Here is a 19,607-nt window from a genome sequence, read left to right on the forward strand (position 1 = left end):
AAGTGCTGGCACAGGGGCGCGGCCGGCTGCGATGGGGCGTCGTCACTCAACCCCGGTTCAGGTCAGGGGCCGGAAGAAGGTTCGGAGCTGTTCTGCCAGGTAGTCCGGTTCCTCGTGGGCCATGAAGTGTCCGCCGCGGTCGGGGCGAGCGAAATGTCGCAGGTTGGGAAAGGCACGTTCGGCCAGGCTCCGGGGGAAGCCTGCCATCAGGGGTTCGTGGCTCAGGGTGATCGCGGTCGGAACGGTGATCGGTGGGCGGGGTCCGGTGTGCGGATGGTCGTAGTAGGGACGGAAGGAGGAACCGATGCTGCCGGTGGCCCAGTAGAGAGTGGCCACGGTGAGCAAGTCGTCGGCCTCCCAGCGGGCCTTGAGGTCGCCCTCGCAGTCGCTCCAGTCGCGGTACTTGTCGGCGATCCAGGCCAATAGCCCTGCCGGTGAGTCCGCCAGCGCCGCGGCGATGGTGTCCGGACGGGTTCGCATGATCGCGCTGTAGCCGCCGTCCTGGGCATCGTAGGCCTGTTCGGCCTCCAGGTAGATCCGCTCGCCCGGGTTCACGGCCGAAGAGTCGATGCCGGCGGTGAGGCTGCCGGAGGTCATGTGGATCCCGACCACGCTGGCCGGAAACAGGGCGCCGAGCCATTGGGTGACGCTGCCGCCGATGTCCCCGCCGAACGCGCCGTAGCGCTGGTAGCCGAGGGTCGTGGTCATCAGGTGCTGCCAGGTCTCGGCGATCCGATGCCCGGTAAATGGCCCGTGGGGTGTTTCGGAGTACCCGAAGCCCGGCAGTGAGGGGATGACCACGTCGAAGTCGGCGGCCAGCCGGTCGGCCACTGCGAGCATCTCCACGAAGCAGCTCGGCCACCCATGGGTGAGCACCAACGGCAACGCGCCGCGTCGCGGAGACTTGACGTGGACAAAATGCACCTGCTGGCCATCGACTTCGGTCAGGTACTGCGAGTACTTGTTCAACCTGGCTTCGACCTGGCGCCAGTCGAAGCCGTCCGCCCAGTGCTCCACCAAGGCACGCAGGTCCGCGGGGTCGACCCCCGCCTTCCATCGCGTGCGGTCCGAGACTGGGGTGAACCGGGTGCGCGACAGGCGTACTCGCAGGTCAGCAAGCACGTGCTCCGGTACGTCGATCCGAAAGGGTTGCATGCTCCGGCAATCGTCAGGTGGTCGGTGAGCTACTTCTGTTGAGCGACATGATTCTGACAGTGCTTCGCGACACGAGCCATCAGCTCACCCGCGGCGACCACCTCGACAACCGCGAGGATCCGTTCGCCGAACCGTCCTGGTGGCGTCACCGCCGGACCGGACGCCGGGAGGTGATCGGAGGATTGATCGACGAGTACCCGCGAGCCGCGTAGCTGCTTCGGAGAACATGCGGCTCAAGCCCTATGCGATGAGTTTGACGCGGTACAGGGCGAATGGCGGGGTCTATGCGACGCCGGTCTGGGCGCGGACCATCCGCGCGTACCACCCGTGCCGGTCGCCGAGCAGGTCGAGGCGATCTCCGTGTTCCGCTACCCGGCCCTCGTCCAGGGCCACGACGGTGTCGAAGGACTCAAGGACGCCGAACCTGTGGGTGATCATCACCGTCGTCCGTCCCGCCCGCTCGGCCAGGATCGCCTCGACGACCTCCAGCTCGGTCATCGGGTCGAGCGCGGAGGTGGCCTCGTCGAGTACCAGCACCGACGCGCCGGCCAGGAGCGCGCGAGCCAGGGCGACGCGCTGTCGTTCACCGCCGGACAGCAGCGCCCCCCGCTCTCCCACCAGCGAGTCGTAGCCGTCCGGGAGTGCCATGATCCGCTCGTGGACGCGGGTGAGCCGGCAGGCACGCATGAGATCGCCCGCGGTGGCGTCGGGGGCGGCGTATCGGAGGTTGTCGGCGATCGACCCCTGGAAGAGGAAGGGCTCCTGCGTGGCGATGCAGACCCGTCCGGGCGACGGACGGGCGATCTTCGCCCCGTCGATTCGGACCGAGCCCTCGGTGGGCGTGTGCAGGCCGGCCAGCAGGTGGCCGAGTGTCGTCTTGCCCGAGCCGCTCGGGCCGACGACCAGTGTGGTGGATCCGGCCGGGAGGGCGAGATTCACACCGTCCAATGCCGGACGGCCCCGCTCCCCCGCGGCGTACCGGAACGTGGCCTCATGGACGGCGAGCGCGCCGGGCCCGGGGGCGGGGTCTGGCCGGGCATCAGGCCCAGGCTCCAGCTCGGGCTCGGGCTCCAGGTCGAGGTAGTCGAAGACCCGCTCGAAGGCTCCCTGGGCGGATCGGAACTCGGTGGAGATGTGCAGGAGTTGCCAAAGGGGCTGGTAGAGCCTGGCCTGCAGCACGGTGAAGGCGACCAGTGTGCCTGGGGTGATCCCGTCGGACAGGCCCGCCGCCACGAACACCAGATAGGGGGTCAGCACGAAGAAGACGTGTCCCGCGCTCAGCACCCCTTGGGCCACCAGTCCGGAGCGTACCCCGAGCCGGATCAGCTCCCGGCTTTCCGCGGCGAACCTGCCTGCCTCGTCCGCGCTTCTGCCGTGGACCCTGGCCAGGGTGACGGCGCCCAGGCACAGCCGCTCCGCCACGATGGCCGACAGTTGCGCGCGAGAGCGCTGGCTGACCTCCGACAGGTTCTTGAGCGCTCGCCCGGAGCGGGAGGCCACCCAGACGACGATGGGCGCGAGAATCAGGGCGGCCCCCGCGAGCCGGGGTGAAAGCGCCACCATCGCGCCGGCAGCGGCCACGAATCCGATGACGCCGGACAGCGTGCTGGGCAGGGTGTCCTTGACGGCGTTCTCGATCTGAGCGGTGTCGTTGGCCAGCCGTGACTGGATCTCGCCGCCTCGTGTCGCGGCGAAGAAGGCCAGCGGCATCCGCTGGAGACGGCCGAACAGCTCCACGCGCAGCGCGTGCACCACTTGCTGCGCGACGCGGGCCGACACCCACGTCTGGCCGAGGTCAACCACACCCACCGCGCAGGCGGTGGCCGCCGCCAGGCCGGCGATCAGCGCGAGCAGCGGCAGGTCGGGACCGCCCGTGCCGAACAGCGCCCGGTCGAAGACCAGCTGGGTCAGCAACGGGACGGCGGCGTTCAGTGCGGAGTAGGCCACGACGAGCAGGACGACGAGGCAGATGGCGAGCCGGTGCGGCATGAACAACCGCACGACCCTGCGCCAGGTCCCGGGGGCGGAAGGCTTCTCCGAAGCGAAGAGGGGACGATCGTGCACGGGCCGGGCCTGTCCTTGTCTGTTGCTCGAACGTCTGTTGCTCGAACGTCTGGCGATCGAACGTCTGTTGATCGAACAGAGCCCCGCCCGCCCGTGTCCGGGCGGGCGGGTTCGACTGTCAGTTGTCGGTGCAGCCGAAGTGCTTGATGCAGTTGGTCAGCCGGAGCGCCTCGTTGGCGCCGGGCTCGAGCTCCTGGAGCGCCTGCAGGTCCTCGACGTCGAAGGACATGGTCGTCACCTCCTTGTGAATGCCGGGGCCGCCTGTGGCGCGGCCGTCTGTCATCGCCGTCCCGCTGCGGGAGCGGCGAGCTTGGGGGCCTCCTCCGGCATCCACAACCGGGCGGACCGGTCGCGCAGTCGGAGGAGGAAAGCGACAATCCCCGCCGTACCGGCGAGAAAGGTCGGCGGGGAGTCTCCCGGCGGTCCGAGGACGAGCAGGCGGCCGCGCCGATCGGCCGCGCGGATCTCCAGGCATCCGGCCAGATCTCGCGCCCACCGCTGGTAGCGGTCGTCACCGGTGAGATCCGCCATGTCGAGCAGGAACTCACCGTCGCCGGGCAGTCCGTGGCACGGCACCGTCCCTGACTGCCATCGAGTACGGTGCACGGCCGCCGCGGCCTTGCGCGCCAGGTCCAACGCGGGCGGGTCGTCGGTGGCGCGCCAGTACCTCACGAGAAAGGAGCCGATCCCGGAGGAACCGCTGCACCAGTACGGGCGGCGCGGGCGCACCGTGGACAGGTCGCCGCGCTGTGTCGGCCACCAGGCGGTGTCGCCGTCCACTTCGGCGTGTTCGTAGAGGGCGCGGGCGATCTCGTGGACGGTCGCCGTCCAGTCAGGCTGGTGGAGGGCCCGGCCCGCGTGGAGCAACGCGGTCCCGATGCCGGCGATGCCGTGCGCGAACCCGAAGTGGTTGGCCCCGGCCAGGCCCGAGTCGAACATCTGCGGCGTCGGCCACTGCGGGTGGCCGTTGCTGTACGACCGCGCCTGATGCAGGTTCTGGAACGCCTCGGCGGCCCGGTCTCGAAGCACGAGATCTCCCGAGGCCAGTGCGATGTGCAAGAGCGCCATGCCGCATCCGGCCAGTCCGTGCGTCACGTCGCAGCTGGGGTGGTCGGTCGGCAGCTGCCGCGCTGACCGCACCGCGAACTGTGCCAGCTCGGCGTCGCCCGTGGCCGTCGCCGCGTCGTACAGCACCCACACCGCGCCGGAGCGCCCGAAGTGAAGGCCGGGCGGCCAGACGTCCTCGGCCGCCAGCCGCCGCCTCAACCATCGGGCGAGTTCGGCGGCCGCCCTCGCGTGCGGTTCGGCCCGCGTCAGAACGCCGAGGATTCCCGCCGCGCCGCCGTTCACCGAGCACGGATCGGCTTCGATGCCGTCGGCGGCGTCGGGCCACGGCGACGGGGCGTCCTCGCTCGTGTGCATCGTCTCCACCAGGTGCGCGATCCCGTCGTCGATCAGGCGGCCGATCCGCTGCGGCGGCCGGGACCGGTGGTGGGGGACGGCCCGCTCCGGGGCGAGAGCGGCGAGGAAGCGAAGGCAGCTGTCCAGCGGCCAGCGCCGCTCCGGTTCTGTCGCCAGTAGACCCTCCACGAGCGGTCGAAGCAGGGCGAGCGTGGGGTTGGCCGCTGCAACCGCTGCCACCCAGGCCACCTGGTCGGGGCCTGGCGGGTCCAGGTGGGCGCCGACCGCCAGGAAGTACGCCATCGCGCCGAGGCTGTAGAGGTCGGCGCCTGCGTGCGGGGCGGGCCGGAACTCCCCCACGTGGCCCGCCAGCTCCGGGGCGAGGTAGCCCGGGGTCCCGCCCACCATGACGGTGGTGCCCGGCACGGCCGCGTGTTCCAGGTCGATGAGCCGTAGTTCACCGCCGGGCGAGAGCATCACGTTGTTCGGCGACAGGTCGCCGAACACGTAGCCTCGGCCGTGCAGCGCCTTCAGCACCGCGGTCAGGCGGCTGATGATGGGCAGGACCTGCGCCGGCGCGCCGCCGAACCCGTGCTCGCCCAGTGGCCCGGCATTCTCGTCCGACCAGCGCTGCAGCGTGATCCCCGGCACGAACTCCTCGACGAGGAAGGTGTGGCCGCCCTGGTCGAAGAAGTCCACCACGGCCGGCGTGATCCCGGCCGTGGCGAGGTCTTCCAGGCAGGAACGTTCGGCCGCGATCCGATCTCGCGCGTCGCGGCCGCTCAGATCGGCGCACGCGTGCGGACGCCCCTCTTTGACGACGACGTCGTGGCCGGTGGTGGTGTCCTCGGCGAGGTAGACGCCACCGCGGTTGGCATGCCGTACGGCTTTACGGACGATGAACCGGTCGTTGAGCATCACCGCGGCCACCCGCGGGCGCCGGCTCGCCACCGGAACCTCGAACGGGCAGGTCGCGAACGGTGGCGGGGAGAAGCTCGGCCGCCGTTCGTCGGGTACGAGCCGGCCCTGCGGCGAACGCAGCCGAATCTCGTAGAACCCGTCGTTGCCGAGCACACGGTGCCCGCTGAAGGCGCCGTAGCGGTAGTGGACGATCCCGCCTGCCCGGTACGGACGGTCGGAAAGGATCACCGGGCCGGGAAGTCCCCTGGTGGCGTCATCGAGCAAGGCGGCCAGGCGTACCGACTCGGCGTCGTCGAGGGGATAGACGGTGATGAACTTCCCGGCCTGCGCCCGGCTGCAGTGCGGCTCAAGGAGTTTCCAGTAGTCGCTCAGCCGGGCGGGGAACTTGAAGGCGCAACGGGCCTCGGTGAGTACTCGCGAGACGCGGGCGAGCGCCAGTGGGGCGGAGAGCATCGTCGCGGAGACGTGCAGCTTCCATCCCTGGTCGGGCATCGGATAGGCGTCGGGGGTGACCTTGCACCAGAAGTTGTCCTCGGCGATCGACCAGTCCCGTGCGCCCGCGCGCCCGAGTTCGGCGGTCACGATGTCGCGCAGAATGGCCGGGTCTTCCGAATGCATGCCCACGTGACCCGCTTCCACTGTCGCCGCTTTCCTGCGGATCCGAGAGTCGCGAAGCGCTCTTGCAGATGAATGGGAAATGAATTGAATGCGAGGTGAGAGCTCGTTTCCCGGCCGGAGGAGAGCGCCAGCCCCTTTACCGGTCGCATTTATTCGCCTTTTTGTTTCGTCCGTTGAATGGCCCGGAAAGCGGTTCACGGACGCGCGTTCGAAGTGGCCGGGCGACGCCGTCCAGCCGGGCTGCCCTCCGTCGCCGACCTGGCGTTCGGACCGGCGCGGGCTCGGCAGTCCTCTCCGAGACGCGCATACTGAAGTCGACCGCTTCGAACACGCTCGGGGGTGGATTTGACCATCGAGTTCGCGGTCGCTCGCGTGTGGCCGTTGCAGCACGGCACTCATGAGCACAGCGCGACGCGACGACGGGGAGAGGCCCGGCCTCAGCAATGAAATGACATACGGCGACTTCTAGCGATACCAAAGAACACACTCATAATCCATGGGTCGCGGCGCCGCAGAGCTCTTCCCGGAATGGGCGCCGGGTGGTCGGCGTCGTCAGCGGCGCCGGGACGACTGCCGTCCGGTCCGCGACAGCCCGGCGCACGGTCTCTCCATCTGGGCGCGGGTCCTCGCGGGCGACCTCGGGCGGCGGGCCGTGCAGGTAGCCGAACGAGATCAGCGTGAGGGGTGTGTGTCCTAGCTAGGGCGTGTCTTAGAACCCTGTCTCGTTGATCGCGCTGCACCGGGATGATCTCGGTGTGGCGCGTGGGGACCTAAGTGATGCGCAGTGGGCGGTGCTGGAGCCGTTGTTGCCGGTGGCGGCAACGGGCCGACCGGCGTTGTTCCAGCGCAGGCTGATCGACGGGGTTCGGCATCGCGTGCGGACCGGTGTGCCCTGGCGTGACCTGCCCGAGGAGTACGGTCCATGGCAGACGGTGTACTCACTGTTCCGGCGCTGGCAGCGCGAGGGCGTGTTGGCCATGCTGCTCATCAAGCTGCAGACCAGGGCCGATGCTGCCGGGCGGATTATCTGGGACGTGTCGGTGGACTCCACGATCAGCCGGGCCCATCAGCACGCCGCCGGCGCCCGCCGCGACGGCGCAGCCCAGAAGGAGCCGCCGGGCGGGGTGGATATCGAACCGGCCGACCACGGCCTGGGCCGCTCCCGCGGCGGCCTGACCAGCAAGATTCATCTGGCCTGCGAACACGGACAGCGACTGTTGTCCCTGGTCGTCACCGCTGGGCAGCGCGGCGACAGTCCACAGTTCGTGCCCGTGTTGGAGGCGATTCGGGTGCCCCGCCTGGGTGCTGGCCGTCCCCCCTGCCGCCCGGATCGGGTGCGGGCCGACAAGGCGTACTGCTCGAAGGCCAACCGCGTCTACCTGCGACGTCGGGGCATCCGGGCCACGATCCCGGAGCGCCGCGACCAGATTGCCGGGCGGAAACGTCGCGGCAGCGCCGGCGGTCGACCGCCGGTATTCGACCGGGAGGACTACAAGCTGCGGCACGCCGTGGAGTGCGGGATCAATCGGCTCAAGCGGCACCGGGCCGTGGCCACCCGATACGACAAGCTCGCCGTCTGCTACTTGGTCACCGTACAGATCGCGGCGATTGATGAGTGGCCGTGATCCCCGGCGACCGGCTCCGCTGTCATGCCGGCCACGCCGACCTCGAACGCCTACTCGAAGTCGATCTGGGCGGTCGGGTGTGCGGCGGTGATCCGGTCGCGGACCGCTCCTGGGAACAGGTTGCCGTACAAGTTGGCCACCGCCAGATCGGGGAGCGTGTCGAAATCCGCCGGCAGGTCGTTGAGCTGATTGAACCTCAGGTCGACGATCCGCAGCCGACGAAACGTCCCGATCCCGGCGAAGTGCTCGGGCTTGAGCTTGAGGCGCTTGGTGTTCCGCTGCCACCGGCTGATCCGGAGCTCCTCCAGTCCGGGCAGCTCCATGGCGAACAGCTCCCGCAGGAAATCGTGCGACGGCAGGGGCGTGCTAGAGCGGCGGCTGTATCCACCGAAGCCGAGGACCCGCAGCGCGGGCAGGCGGCCGAGGTCGGGCAGCGGGTCGCGCAGCAGACCGAGGCTGTCGCCGAGGTCGAGCTCTTCGAGGCGGGTCAACCGCAGCAGGCTGTCGGGGACGGTGTCGAAGTAGTTGCCGCTCAGGTCGAGCCGGCGCAGGTTCGGGAAGGTGGTGACGGCCTCGGGGAAGGTCCGCAGGAAGTAGTGGCTCCCGCCGGTTATGGACACCTCCTCGACGGCGGCCAGCCCGTGTGCGGAGTCGGGGAACACGACGTCGGTCCCGTCGGCGACCAGCTTGCGCAGCGCGACCAGGTCGCCGAAGGCGTCCGGCAGGACGAACCGCGTCACCTCCGGCAGGTTCCACTCCGACCCCGACTCCGTGTCGACGGAGACGGACAGGTAGGAGATGTCGAGTTCCTCCAGGGCGGTGAGCCGGCCGATGGCGGCCGGCAGGGTGAACTCGACCGTGTCCAGGTCCGTGTCCCGGTTGCCGGCGACGCACAGCACCCGGAGCGCGGCCAGGTCGCCGATCGATTCCGGCAGGGCGGTCAGCTCGCAGTTGCGCACCGACAGGTGCTCCAGCCGGGTGAGCGTCCCGAGCGCCTCGGGCAGCTCGCCGATCGGGTTGCCGTCCAGGATCAGGGTATGAAGCCACGGCATCTGGAGCACCTCGGCGGGAAACTCCTTGAGCTTGCGATCGGTCAGGTCGAGGTGCTCCACCCGGTCGGTCCGGGACCGGGACACGTCGGCTTCGGCCGACTCGGCCGCCGTCCGGGCTCCGGGCCGCAGGACCGGCAGCCCGGCCCGCAGCCGGTCCAGGAACGCATCGACGTCCAGACAGCGGTCCTCCGCGTTGACGACCTCGGGCACGAACGCCTCGACGATGCCCGGCTTGGTGTAGTCGGCGTCCTTGGCGTCGCCGAGGTTGTCCACCCAGCGCCCGCCGACGGCGTGCACGTCCATGGCGTGTTCGAAGTCGATCACCCAAGGGGTCTCGACGGTCCCGGTTCGTAGCCAGCCGTGGTTGTAATAGCCGTAGACGAGGTGCGTGAAGGCGCCGTCGTGGATGTAGATCTCGCAGTCGCCGGCCTCCAGGGTCTCGGCCTCGGTGCGACCGCCGACGTAGAGTCCGGGCTGGTCCTCATAGAGCGCGATCGGGCCGTTGACCGTCAGATTGCCGGTGATCACGATCAGCTCGACGTCGTCCTCGTCGTCCCCGCTTCGCAGGGCATTGACGGCGTCCAGGAAGTCCCCGTCGACCGCGAGATCGCCGTCGAAGAACAGCACGCTGTCATAGTCGGACGACTCGCCTTCACTCTCGAACGCGGCGGACAACGCGCCGCTCAGACGGGCGTCGGCGTCGGCATAGGACAGGGATGCGGGGGTGGCGGATATCGACATGGCGACGAGCATAGGTCCGCGCTGTGACAGGCCTATGGGAAAGTCCAGCGCCGTCGTGAGGCTGCTGGTCGCCCCGCCGTCGATACCGGTAGCAGAAGTTCAACACAGCCCACTGTTCATCGGTGAGATCCCCACGCGCCACACCGAGATCATCTCGGCGTGGCGCGATCAACGCGACAGCGTTCTAAAGCACGCCCTAGGGCTTCTCGGTACGATTGCCCTGGTGAGAGCGCTGCTCCAGGAGATCGCAGTACCATTCAGGGATCTTGATGGTCATGGAGTGTGGTCCCTTCCGCTGAGTTGGCGGCGCCGGGATCGCCGGCTACGCGGCGGAGGCCGCGTAGCCGCGGAGGAAGGCCCGCACGCCTGCGGTGACGAGCCGGGTGACCTCCTCCGGGGGGAGCGGGATGGCGCCGTAGAAGGTCTGCTGGTTCACGTCGGTGACGGTCAGCAGGGTGAGGTGGGCGGCGGCGACATCGGCGTCGTCAATCCGGAGCAGGCCGCGCTCGGCGATCCGGCGCAGGTACGGCGCCAGCCGCAGATGCCCGGTCTGCGGGCCGGCCGCGACCCACGCCTTGAGAATCGGCGGCGGGATGTGGGCCGCCTCAGCCTCGATGGCCCGGACCAGGGCGAAGTGGTCGGGGACGACGGTGACCGCGGCCACCCGGTCGAGAGAAGTCGATCAGGTCCCGCTCCAGATCCACGATCTTGTGCAGGTGCCGGTCCATGATCTGCGCGATCGCCGCGGTGACCTCGTCGGCGCCTTCCAGCGCGACGGTCAGGAACAGATGCTCCTTGTCGGTGAAGTGCCGGTAGATGGTGCGTTTGGACACCCCCGCCTCGGCGGCGATCGCGTCTACACCGGCCCGGGTGTAGCCGTCGCGGCCGAACACGCGGCGGGCGGCACGGGTGATCGCCTGCCGCTTTTCCGGTCGGCCGTACGGCTCGGCCTGGCGCAGGGTCATCAACGTCCTTCCCGCTGGAGACTCCTCGGTGCAGTGTAGGGGCGCCCAGCGCACCGGCGGCCCTTGCGGGCCAGGGCGTCGAGCAGTTCGCGCAGCAGATCGGCGGTGTAGGGGTCGGTCAGCCGGCGGTCGTGCGTGAAGCGGGTGTCGCAGTGGAAGACCGTCACCTCCGGTTTGACGACGACTTCCGCTCCCACCGCGGCCAAGATGTGGCGGAGGGCGAGCTGGGCGCGTACCGAGCCGAACGGCCCCGGCGAGGCGCCGGCGATGGCCACGGGCTTACCCCGCAGCAGCCCTTCGGGAGCCGTGCTGGCCCAGTCGATGGCATTCTTCAGCGCGGCCGGAACGGAGGCGTTGTGCTCCGGCGTGGCGATCAGCAGAGCGTCGGCCTCGGCGATGCGGGCATGCAGCGTGGTGACTGGCGCGGGTGGCGTGCCGGTGTCCAGGTCCTGGTTGTACAGGGGCAACCGGCCCAGATCGTGATCGATGTCGATGGCGAACCCTCCAGGATCGAGCGCGCGGGCCGCGTGCAGCAGGGCCGTGTTGTGGGAGTCCGCGCGCAGGCTGCCGGACAAGGCACACCTGGGCCGCCACAGCCTTCGGCTGGGGCGGCGTCCTCGGCGCTCCGCTCACCGCCGCGCTGCTGCGCATCCGCGGCATCCGAGCCGCCACAATCGTCAACGCCACCCTCGTGTTCCTCGGCACACTCCTGGTAGGCGGCGCATCGACGCTGCCGACGTTGCCGGCCGGACGCGCCGCCCAAGCCGCCGGCGGCGGAGGTCTGGTCACCATCGCCATCACCCTGGCCGGGACCACCTCGCGAGCAGGCGCCATCACCGCCGGGGTCGGACTGGTCGGCGCATTCGGCCCGCTGGCCGGCTCCACCCTGTCGGTGATCTCCTGGCGGGTGCCACTGCTGCTGTCCCTGCCCGCACTGCTGGCCGTCCCCGCCGTCCTACGCCACGCCGCGCATCACGACAGCCGCGAAGCCACCGCCACCCGCACCGACGCCATCGGGATCCTTCTGGTGATGACACTGGTCAGCGCCATCGTCCTGATCCCGCGCCTGGAACTTGCGGCGGCTGCCGCCGCGGCCGTGGCCGGCCTGATGCTGACCCTGCACGTCCACATGAAGCCCGCCGGGTTCGCCCCTCGGCCGGTGATACGTTCCCGAGCGTTCGCAGGCGCGGCAGTGGCGGCCGGCACGCTGTCCACCTCCTATTTCGCCCTGCTCTACACCGTGCCCCGGCTGCTGGAACGCCACTGGACGACCGAGCGGATCGGGCTGATGACGCTCATGATGCTGACCGTCGGCTCGATCGCCTCGCTGTCGTTCACCCGGTGGACCTCCCGGCTCGGCGCGGCCGTCACCCGGGCCGTCTTGCCGGCCACGGGCGCCGCGGCCGTCGCGCTGGCGCCGGCCGCCCCGTGGCCGGTGCTCGTCGCGGCGTCCACCGCGTTCGCGGTGTTCGCCGCCACAGCGGCGATGGCCTGGTACGCGGCCCGCGTCGGCGAGGTCGTGCCGCACGAGCACCGCGCCACCGCCGTGAGCCTGCTCACCCTGTGCTACCAGTTGGGCGGCGCCTTCGGCCCGGCACTGGCCACTCTCCTGCTCGCGTGAACCACTCTTGGGTGATCCCGCGTTCGACCCATCCTATTTTGCGGTTTTGGAGTGTCCGATTTGAACGTTCAAACCTTTTCTGATGGTTCTCACGCAGTTCTCCTGACGCTCAGCATTTCATCATGTCATGTGTGACATGCTACTGATCGTGCGCGGCGCGAGGCCCGCACGCCCGACCATCAAAGGGGAAATCGTTGAAGCAGATCGTCAAGCGTGGAGCCGCAGTACTCGCCGCAGGGGCGGCGGCCGCGGGGGCGCTCGCGTCGAGCAGCCCGGCATCCGCCACGACGACTACGACCACCTGCAGTGACAGCGTCCTGATCTCGGGCCTCTCCACCAAGGCCTGCGTGGATCTCACCGGCACCCAGGCGCGGTTCTACGGCACCGTCGGCGCGCCCGGCATCGCGGAGCCCGGACCCGGCGGAGTCATCACCCCGCAGCGCGCAGAGGTGGAGGTATCCGGCCAAGTCGTCGGTGGCCTGTTCCTCGGCTCCCGGCGGCAGCCGGTGAGCATCTGGAACAACACCGTGACCGTCGAGGGCGTCACCGCGACTGCCCCCTGCGGATCGACGGTCCGCGCCGAGGTCAAGCTGTCCCAGGGGCCCGTGGGTCCCGGCGGCCCCAGCTTCTACGGCCCCGCGTCCGTCACGGTGGACGTACCGGTCGGCTGCTGAACCAGGTGGATTGACGGTGGGCGCGGAACAGCCGTTCCGCGCCCACGCGCATGCCCGCGGCTCGCGCACGGAGACCGCCGGCGGCCAGGAGACGGATGGCTCCGCTAACGGTCCTCCGCCTCGCAGGTCGGCTGGTAGGAGAAGTCCGGGAAGTACGTCGCCCATTCCTCCTGGCCGAGCCCGTGGCCGACCCGCCGGCAGACGGTGCTCGCGGCCCCGGCAGCGCTGAGGTCGTAGCGCTGGAAGGGCAGGTGTTTGCCCGCCACCGACAGCGCGTCGCCGCTGAGGGACAGCGCGAGGACCGCGCCTCCTGGCGTGGCGAGAGGCGGACCGACAGGCCGGCGGCCGGCGGTGTCCCACAGTTGGACGATGCCTGTCTCGGTGCCGACGGCGAGCAAGCCAGCGTCCGGGGAGAAGGCCAGCGCGGTCACGGCTCCCGAGACGGCGGGGGGTAGCGTGCCCAGGTTGCTGCGGAGGTCGCCGTCCCAGAGGGCGGTTCGTCCTCTGGTGTCGCCCGCGGCGAGGAACCGGCCGTCGGGGCTGAAGGCCAGCGCCTGCGCGGGGCCGGGGCCGCCGCCGGCCCGCCGCAGCGGCGGGAGCGAGGCGACGTCGCCCCGGGTGGTCAGCAGGCGTCCTCCCCGCGGTGCGACGGCGATCCCGCTGCCGGTGACGCCTGGGGTCGTGGTGACGGCGCCGGTGCGCGTGTCCCAGCTCGTGAGCGCCTCCTCCGCGACTGAGGCGCCGCTGATGAGCAGCAGCTCGCCGCGTTGGGCGAAGGCGAGCGGCCCGCCGTGGCGGGAGGGCGGCGACTGGCCGGTGATCCGCCGGTCGGCCAGGTCCCACAACGTCGCGGTGAAGGAGGCGGCGTAGGCGTCGCCGTAGGCGAGGGTCCGGCCGTCGGGGCTGAGGGCGGCCTCCATCCAGCAGGGCGTCGGGCAGGAGAGCCGGGGCGGACCGGGCAGCTCTTCTCCGGTCCTCCCGTCGCGCAGCTCGACCCGGTCCCGGTAGGTGAGGACCAGCCTCTTCCCGTCCGGGCTGAAGGCGGCGGAGGTCGCCCTCTCCTCGCGCCAGTCGCGGGTGAAGACCGAGCCGACGCGCAGGGTCTGCACGGTCGGGCCGGTCAGGTAGCGGATCTCCCCGGCGTCGGGGTCGATCCAGAGGTCGTCGACCAGGTCGCCGTGGAGCGGCTGGCGCAGGAGCACCCCTTGGAGGTGGTTCGTGGCGCGTACCTGGAGCTCGTCCTCACCGGCGGTCGCGACGAAGGCGCCGTCGGCGCTGAAGCCGATCTCGCGCACGCCCGGCGCGTTGAGTGCGGCGGCCTCCGTACCCGCGGCCACGTCCCACACTCTGACCAGGGCGGGGGTGGCCATGAGCAACACCCGTCCGTCCGGGGAGAGGCGCAGGCGCCCCTCGCGGCACTGCTCGGCGGTCGGGGTGGGCGCCCAGCGAGGGGTGGCCGGGCGGCCGGTCGCGGGGTCGGGCAGGCGCAGCGGTTCGCCGGGGCTGCACACGAGCGGCGGCGCCCCCACGTCGGACTGGACGGGCGCGCCGTTGACCTGGGGCTGGTGGGTGCGCAGGTCCCAGCGGGTGACCCGGGTGGCGGTGGCGCTGATCAGCGAGCGGCCGTCGGCGCTCAGGCTGCGCCGGGTGTCCGGGGAGGTGTCCGGGTCGGCGAAGACGTCCTGCTGCGGCTGGAGGCTCGCCGTACGGAGGGCCGCGCGGGTCTCGGGGAGGTCGGCCAGCTTCCAGGCGGCCAGGCTGAGCCGCATGGCCAGGGACGGGTTCGTCAGGGGCAGGGTCTCGGCCGTGTCGGCGACGCGGCGGGCGTGCAGTTCCCGCTTCTGCCGGCCGTTCACCAGGCTCCGCTGCCAGATGAGGGACGTCGTGACCAGCAGGACCACCGCCAGGACGGCCAGGACCGCGGTTCGCCGCCTGCCCTTCCTGCGCTCGCCGTCGCTGGCGGCCAGGAAGGCGCGTTCGGGCGGGGTGAGGGTCCGGGCCGTGAGGTGTTCGCGGGCCAGCTCCAGGCGCAGCCCCCGGTAGAGGGCGCCGGGGTCGCGGCCGTGCTCCTCCCACGTGTCGGCCGCCTCGGTGAGCCGCCGGTGCACCCTCAGGCGTTCGCGGTCCTCCTCGGCCCAGGCACGCAGCCGGGGCCAGGCGGTCAGCAGGGCCTCGTGGGCCAGGTTGACCGTGTCGCCGTCCTGGGTGACGAGGCGGGCGGCGGTCAGGCGTTCGAGCAGGAGGGGGCCCGGGTCACCGGGGTCGCCGGTCAGCAGCTCCGAACGCCGTACCGGGCGGCGGGTGGGCTGCGCGCCCGCCTCGCCGGGCATGACCAGCCGCAGCAGCAGGTGACGCAGCCTGTCCTGCTGGGCCGGGGTCAGGTCGGCGTGGAGCTCCTCGGAGGTGCGGGCGACCGCTCCCGCGATCCCGCCCACGGCTTCGTACGCCGCCAGCGTCAGCGCCTTGCCGTGGTGGCGTTTCCAGGTCTCCAGCAGGGCATGCGACATCAGCGGCAGGCCGCCGGGCTGCCCGGTGACCTCCTCCACGATCCGGGCCGTCAGCTCGCGCTGCACGATCAGGCCGGCGGTGGCCGCGGGCTTGACGATCGCCTGGCGCAGCTCGGCCGGGCTCATCGGGCCCACCAGGATGGTGGAGTCCTCGACGGCCTCGATCAGCCGCGGATGGTCGGCGCACCGTCCGAAGAAGTCCGCGCGTACGGAGAGCACGACCCCGCCGCCGGCCGCCACCAGCGCGTCGATGAACGCCCCGCGCTCGGCCGGGTCCTCGCACAGCGTGAACACCTCCTCGAACTGGTCGACCACGACCAGCTCCGCGGCGGCGGGGAGGGCCGGGTGGACGCCCGGCGTGAGGACGCGCGCCGCGCGCGGCCGCAGCGCCGGCACCAGCCCGGCACGCAGCAGCGAGGACTTGCCGCAGCCCGACGGACCGACCACCATCACCATCCGGTGCGCCTTCACCATGCCGGCCAGCCGCTCCACCAGCGCGGACCGTCCGAAGAAGTAGTCCCGGTCGGCCTCCTCGAAGCCGGCCAGCCCCAGGTACGGCACCCGCTCGCACGCGGCGGCCACGGCCCCCCGCTCCCGGTCGGCAGCCAGGGTCTCCTCCCAGCGGGCCCGCCATTCCCGCTCGTCGCCGCCGCAGGCGCCGACGTAGGCCAGGGTGACCGGCAGGGTCGGCAGCCTCTCCCCGGTGGCGGCCTGTGCCAGCGTGGAGGCGGCGAAGTGAGCCCGCGCGGCCATCACCCGGTAGGGCGGGGTGCCCGCCTGCTCCCGTAACTTGCGCAGCTCGACCGCGAAGGCGGCGACCGGGCCGTCCATCGGATCCACGACCTGTTCACGACGTCCCATGCGCTCCCCCTAGGTCCCATGAGAACCACAAACCAGCGCAAAATACGGTCGTGGGCACCGCGCCGGCGGCGCAGGCGACCGCGACCACCAAGGCCGCGGCCACGGGGGCCGCGGCGGCGGCCCAGGTGGTGGCGCCGCTCAAGCGCCTGACCGGCGACGCGCTCACCGGGCTGTCGCTCACGGTCGGGGCCGAGCCGTACACCCAGCCCATGGAGGACGCGTTCGCGCTGACCACCCTGGACCAGGTGCTCAGCGGCGACGATCGGACCAAGCTCCCGACGCCCGCCGACGACCCGGCCTGCGCGTCGCGCATGCAGTCCTACGGGCCGACGACCGGCGGCGTCGGCAGGGCGTTCTGCTGGGACGCCAAGTTGCAGGGCCTGACGGGCGAGACGGCCTGGGTGCCGCAGGGCCTGGCCACCTCCGGTGAGGCGAGGAACGACGCCGCTCCGGTGCCCACCTCGAAGGACGCGCTGATCACGAGCTGGTCCTGGCAGAACCCGCCCACCCACTCGCTGAACAACTCGGTGCGGCTGTCGGTGGTGAACCTGAACGACATGCGCTACCGGACCGTCCTGCCGGTCTGGGTCCGTCCGGACGGGACCCTGAGCCGGATCTACGGGCACGGCGGCGGCCTGGCCTGGAGCGGCCCCTACCTGTTCATGGCCACCACCCCCGGCTGGCCCGACGGCACCGGCGCCCCGAGCGCCAAGCGCAGCGCCATCCGCGTGTTCGACACCCGCAGGATCTACCGCCATCAGACCAAGCTCGACGACTACCAGTACGTCATGCCGGAGGTGGCCAACTTCGTCTGCCCCGACCTGCACTTCGACTACATCTCGCTGGACCGGACGAGCACCGGTCAGCAGGCCCTCGTGGTGGGCGACTACCGGGCCACGTGGCTGGACGGCCAGCCCCAGCCGCTGAACGGCACCCGGATCGCGCGCTATGCCTTCCGGTCGGCCGAGACCGGCGACTACCGGCTCAACCTGACCCCGACGGCGGCCTGGGAATCCACCACGCCCACGACGGCGGAGACCCACGCCATCAGCGACGTCCAGGGTGTCCAGCTCCACGACAACCGGCTCTACGTCAACATGAGCGCCGGCAAGTTCGTCAACGTCCCGTACTCCAGGCGCTTCGCGTCGGTGGACCTCGCCTCCATGACGATGACGGCCCGTACGGACTGGGGCTACCGGCCGGAGGACCTGTCGCTCTGGTACTCGGGCACCGGGGGCGAGCTGTGGGGGCTGACCGAAGGCGAAGATCAGCGGGTCGTCTACTCGGTCGCTCTCGGCAACCTCGCGCCCTGAGCGCCCTTCCAGGTGGGCCCGGGAAGAGGAACCGTCCGAACGGGCCCGCCTCGCGTCAGTCGGCATCAACCGCTTCGGAGAGGGGAGGTTGAGGCTGACCAGAAGGGTCGCCGGGCGGTCGCTCCCACCGGAGTGGCCGCCCGATCCGCCCCGGACGACCCCGGCCGTGGAAGGAGATCACCACGGCCGGGGTCGGCCTCGTCCTGATCCCGCGGGAACGGAACCGATGGCAGGAGCCCGACGCCGCACGCCGGTCGCCGCCACTGATTTCGGCACTCGGCCTCCCCGGAGGCCGCTCAGGACGTGGGCCGACCGGGAGGAGCCGTCAGCGGCCGCTCACTGACAGCTCGGCCTCCTGATTGTTCGTCCGGACGCCCCTCGGCGTCCGGGCCGCGGTCAGCCACAGGCCGGTGAACACGGCGCAGGCCAGCGTCACGGCACCCGCCGTGAGGAAGGCGCTGTCGAGGCCGGACTCGAAGGAGGCGCCGCCGGACTCCCGCGTGTGAACGATCGCCCCGAGCACCGCCACGCCGAGCACCGCGCCGATCTGCCGGGTGGTGCTGCTGACGCCCGAGGCGAGGCCGCCCTCCTGCGGGCTGACCGCCTGGATGGCGGCCCCGGTCAGCGGCGACAAGGTGAGGGCGAACCCGATGCCGACGACCGCCAGCCGCCACCACACGTTCCCGTAGCCGGTGTCGGCGTGGACGAAGCCCAGCGCCAGCAGCCCCAGCCCGGCCAGCGCCAGGCCGACGCCGGCGACGACACGGAAGCCGTACCTGGCCGCGAACCGGCCCGCGTACGGGCTGACGATCACCATGGCCAGCGAGACGGGCAGGGTCCGCAGCCCGGCGACCAGGACCGAAGTGCCCTGGACGTAGACGAAGAACTGGGAGAAGAAGAACGACGACCCCATCAGCGCGAACCCGACCACGACCATCGCCGTGTTGGACACCGTGAACAGCCGCTGCCGGAAGAGCCGCAGCGGCAACATCGGCGTCGACACACGACCCTCGACCACGACGAACGCGGCCAGGAGCACCAGTCCGGCGGCGAAGCCGCCCAGGATCACCGGCGAGGTCCAGCCTCGGGAACCGCCCTCGATCAGGCCGTAGGTCACAGCGCCCACGCCCGCGACGGACAGGAGCGTGCCCGGGACGTCGATCGGCGGCGCGCCCGGGTTGCGGGACTCCCCCAGCACGCGCAGCCCGGCCAGCAGCAGGACCGCCCCGATGGGCACGTTGACCAGGAAGATGGCGGGCCAGCCGAAGGACTCCACCAGGATCCCGCCCGCCAGCGGTCCGGCGGCCAGGCCGATGCCGCTGAACCCGGCCCACAAGCCGATCGCTCTGACGCGCTCTCTTGGGACGGGGTACGCGGCGATGAGCAGCGCCAGTGAGGCGGGGCTCAGCGCCGCGGCCCCGGCGCCCTGCAGCACCCGCCCGGCGATCAGCCAGCCGATCGAGGGCGCGAGCGAACACACCACCGACGCGACCGTGAACACCACCACCCCGGCCAGGAACACCCGCCTGCGGCCGAACCGGTCGGCGAAGACGCCGCCCGACAGCAGCAGCATGGCCACCAGCAGCACGTAGGCGTCGACGATCCACTGCAGGCCGGTCAGCCCGGTGTGGAGCCGCTGCTGCATGTCCGGCAGGGCGGCGCCGACGATCGTGTTGTCGAGCAGCACCATGAACTGACCTGCGCAGGTCAGGGTGAGCAACGCCTTCACGCATATCCCTTCTGAAGCAATTGGTCACTGGTCTCACGTCTTCGAACGCGGTCAATGACGGAAAAGCCGATCCATGAATGTGCACCCTAATGGCGCGGCGCAGGCGCTCGAAAAGCTGAAAAAATCGCTTCCGAGAAGTCGCGCCCCAGGTCAACGGGGTCAGCGATGGGGAGGCCACAAGATGTCGCCCCATACAATGAGATGAATGTCTCCAGGCTCGTCACCGCATGGCCATAACGAGCGACATTTGTCCAGTAGCGGAATGACTCTCTCGAAGAATTCCCATTCATCGGGTGTGGACCGACGGACGCCGGCACACGGCGGAAGGAGCACACCAGGACCGGGACCCGGGCGGACGCG

Annotated in this window: 13 protein-coding genes and 1 pseudogene; 5 read left to right on the top strand and 9 right to left on the bottom strand. The window is 70.8% G+C overall.

What is annotated here, in order from left to right; genetic code table 11:
- Nucleotides 1-57: 57 nt before the first annotated feature.
- Complete coding sequence (locus DMB42_RS01060; RefSeq protein WP_125629695.1) at nucleotides 58-1,155, bottom strand: epoxide hydrolase family protein; 1,098 nt, start codon at nucleotides 1,153-1,155, stop codon at nucleotides 58-60.
- 59 nt (nucleotides 1,156-1,214) lie between these two features.
- Between DMB42_RS01060 and DMB42_RS52895 the strand changes: the two genes are divergently transcribed.
- Entirely contained in the window at nucleotides 1,215-1,367 is a 153-nt protein-coding gene (locus DMB42_RS52895; protein WP_185844401.1) for a hypothetical protein, read from the top strand.
- Nucleotides 1,368-1,437: 70 nt separating this feature from the next.
- Here DMB42_RS52895 and DMB42_RS01065 read toward each other — a convergent pair whose 3' ends face one another.
- The gene (locus DMB42_RS01065; protein WP_125629697.1) at nucleotides 1,438-3,219 is read right to left on the bottom strand and encodes an ABC transporter ATP-binding protein; all 1,782 of its coding nucleotides are present in this window, start codon (nucleotides 3,217-3,219) and stop codon (nucleotides 1,438-1,440) included.
- A 279-nt stretch (nucleotides 3,220-3,498) separates the two neighbouring features.
- Entirely contained in the window at nucleotides 3,499-6,159 is a 2,661-nt protein-coding gene (gene lanL, locus DMB42_RS01070) for a class IV lanthionine synthetase LanL (RefSeq protein ID WP_185844402.1), read from the bottom strand.
- Between the two features lie 755 nt (nucleotides 6,160-6,914).
- On the opposite strand from lanL, the gene DMB42_RS01075 reads away from it, so the two are divergent.
- The gene (locus DMB42_RS01075) at nucleotides 6,915-7,784 is read left to right on the top strand and encodes an IS5 family transposase (protein ID WP_125631105.1); all 870 of its coding nucleotides are present in this window, start codon (nucleotides 6,915-6,917) and stop codon (nucleotides 7,782-7,784) included.
- 50 nt (nucleotides 7,785-7,834) lie between these two features.
- Here DMB42_RS01075 and DMB42_RS01080 read toward each other — a convergent pair whose 3' ends face one another.
- From DMB42_RS01080 to DMB42_RS54635, 4 genes are all read right to left on the bottom strand, one after another.
- On the bottom strand, nucleotides 7,835-9,577 hold the full coding sequence (locus DMB42_RS01080) for a leucine-rich repeat domain-containing protein (RefSeq protein WP_125629701.1): 1,743 nt from the start codon (nucleotides 9,575-9,577) through the stop codon (nucleotides 7,835-7,837).
- A gap of 322 nt (nucleotides 9,578-9,899) precedes the next feature.
- Nucleotides 9,900-10,241, bottom strand: coding sequence for a TetR/AcrR family transcriptional regulator C-terminal domain-containing protein (locus tag DMB42_RS54050; protein WP_221761955.1), 342 nt, complete (start codon nucleotides 10,239-10,241; stop codon nucleotides 9,900-9,902).
- Entirely contained in the window at nucleotides 10,183-10,542 is a 360-nt protein-coding gene (locus DMB42_RS54055) for a TetR/AcrR family transcriptional regulator (protein ID WP_221761956.1), read from the bottom strand. The genes DMB42_RS54050 and DMB42_RS54055 overlap by 59 nt, the downstream gene beginning before the upstream one ends.
- Nucleotides 10,542-11,117: an NADPH-dependent FMN reductase gene (locus tag DMB42_RS54635; protein ID WP_260477411.1), complete on the bottom strand. Its 576-nt coding sequence runs from the start codon at nucleotides 11,115-11,117 to the stop codon at nucleotides 10,542-10,544. Before DMB42_RS54635 ends, DMB42_RS54055 begins: the two co-directional genes overlap by 1 nt.
- 20 nt (nucleotides 11,118-11,137) lie before the next feature.
- Here DMB42_RS54635 and DMB42_RS01095 point away from each other — a divergent pair.
- Nucleotides 11,138-12,163 (top strand): annotated as a pseudogene (locus DMB42_RS01095) (MFS transporter); the annotation flags it as partial.
- 194 nt (nucleotides 12,164-12,357) lie between these two features.
- Entirely contained in the window at nucleotides 12,358-12,837 is a 480-nt protein-coding gene (locus DMB42_RS01100) for a hypothetical protein (RefSeq protein WP_125629708.1), read from the top strand.
- Between the two features lie 104 nt (nucleotides 12,838-12,941).
- Here DMB42_RS01100 and DMB42_RS01105 read toward each other — a convergent pair whose 3' ends face one another.
- Nucleotides 12,942-16,205, bottom strand: coding sequence for an AAA family ATPase (locus DMB42_RS01105; RefSeq protein ID WP_125629710.1), 3,264 nt, complete (start codon nucleotides 16,203-16,205; stop codon nucleotides 12,942-12,944).
- A gap of 50 nt (nucleotides 16,206-16,255) precedes the next feature.
- On the opposite strand from DMB42_RS01105, the gene DMB42_RS01110 reads away from it, so the two are divergent.
- Nucleotides 16,256-17,518: a hypothetical protein gene (locus DMB42_RS01110; RefSeq protein ID WP_125629712.1), complete on the top strand. Its 1,263-nt coding sequence runs from the start codon at nucleotides 16,256-16,258 to the stop codon at nucleotides 17,516-17,518.
- A gap of 325 nt (nucleotides 17,519-17,843) precedes the next feature.
- On the opposite strand, the gene DMB42_RS01115 is transcribed toward DMB42_RS01110, so the two are convergent.
- On the bottom strand, nucleotides 17,844-19,247 hold the full coding sequence (locus tag DMB42_RS01115; RefSeq protein WP_221761957.1) for a DHA2 family efflux MFS transporter permease subunit: 1,404 nt from the start codon (nucleotides 19,245-19,247) through the stop codon (nucleotides 17,844-17,846).
- Between the last annotated feature and the right edge of the window lie 360 nt (nucleotides 19,248-19,607).

This window comes from Nonomuraea sp. WAC 01424 (assembly GCF_003947315.1).
GTDB classification, from domain to species: Bacteria; Actinomycetota; Actinomycetes; order Streptosporangiales; family Streptosporangiaceae; genus Nonomuraea; species Nonomuraea spiralis.

Coding starts and splice junctions, on each gene's coding strand:
- DMB42_RS01060 (WP_125629695.1), bottom strand. CDS start 1,155: ATGCAACCCTTTCGGATCGACGTACCGGAGCACGTGCTTGCTGACCTG.
- DMB42_RS54055 (WP_221761956.1), bottom strand. CDS start 10,542: ATGACCCTGCGCCAGGCCGAGCCGTACGGCCGACCGGAAAAGCGGCAG.
- DMB42_RS01080 (WP_125629701.1), bottom strand. CDS start 9,577: ATGTCGATATCCGCCACCCCCGCATCCCTGTCCTATGCCGACGCCGAC.
- lanL (WP_185844402.1), bottom strand. CDS start 6,159: ATGCATTCGGAAGACCCGGCCATTCTGCGCGACATCGTGACCGCCGAA.
- DMB42_RS01105 (WP_125629710.1), bottom strand. CDS start 16,205: ATGGGACGTCGTGAACAGGTCGTGGATCCGATGGACGGCCCGGTCGCC.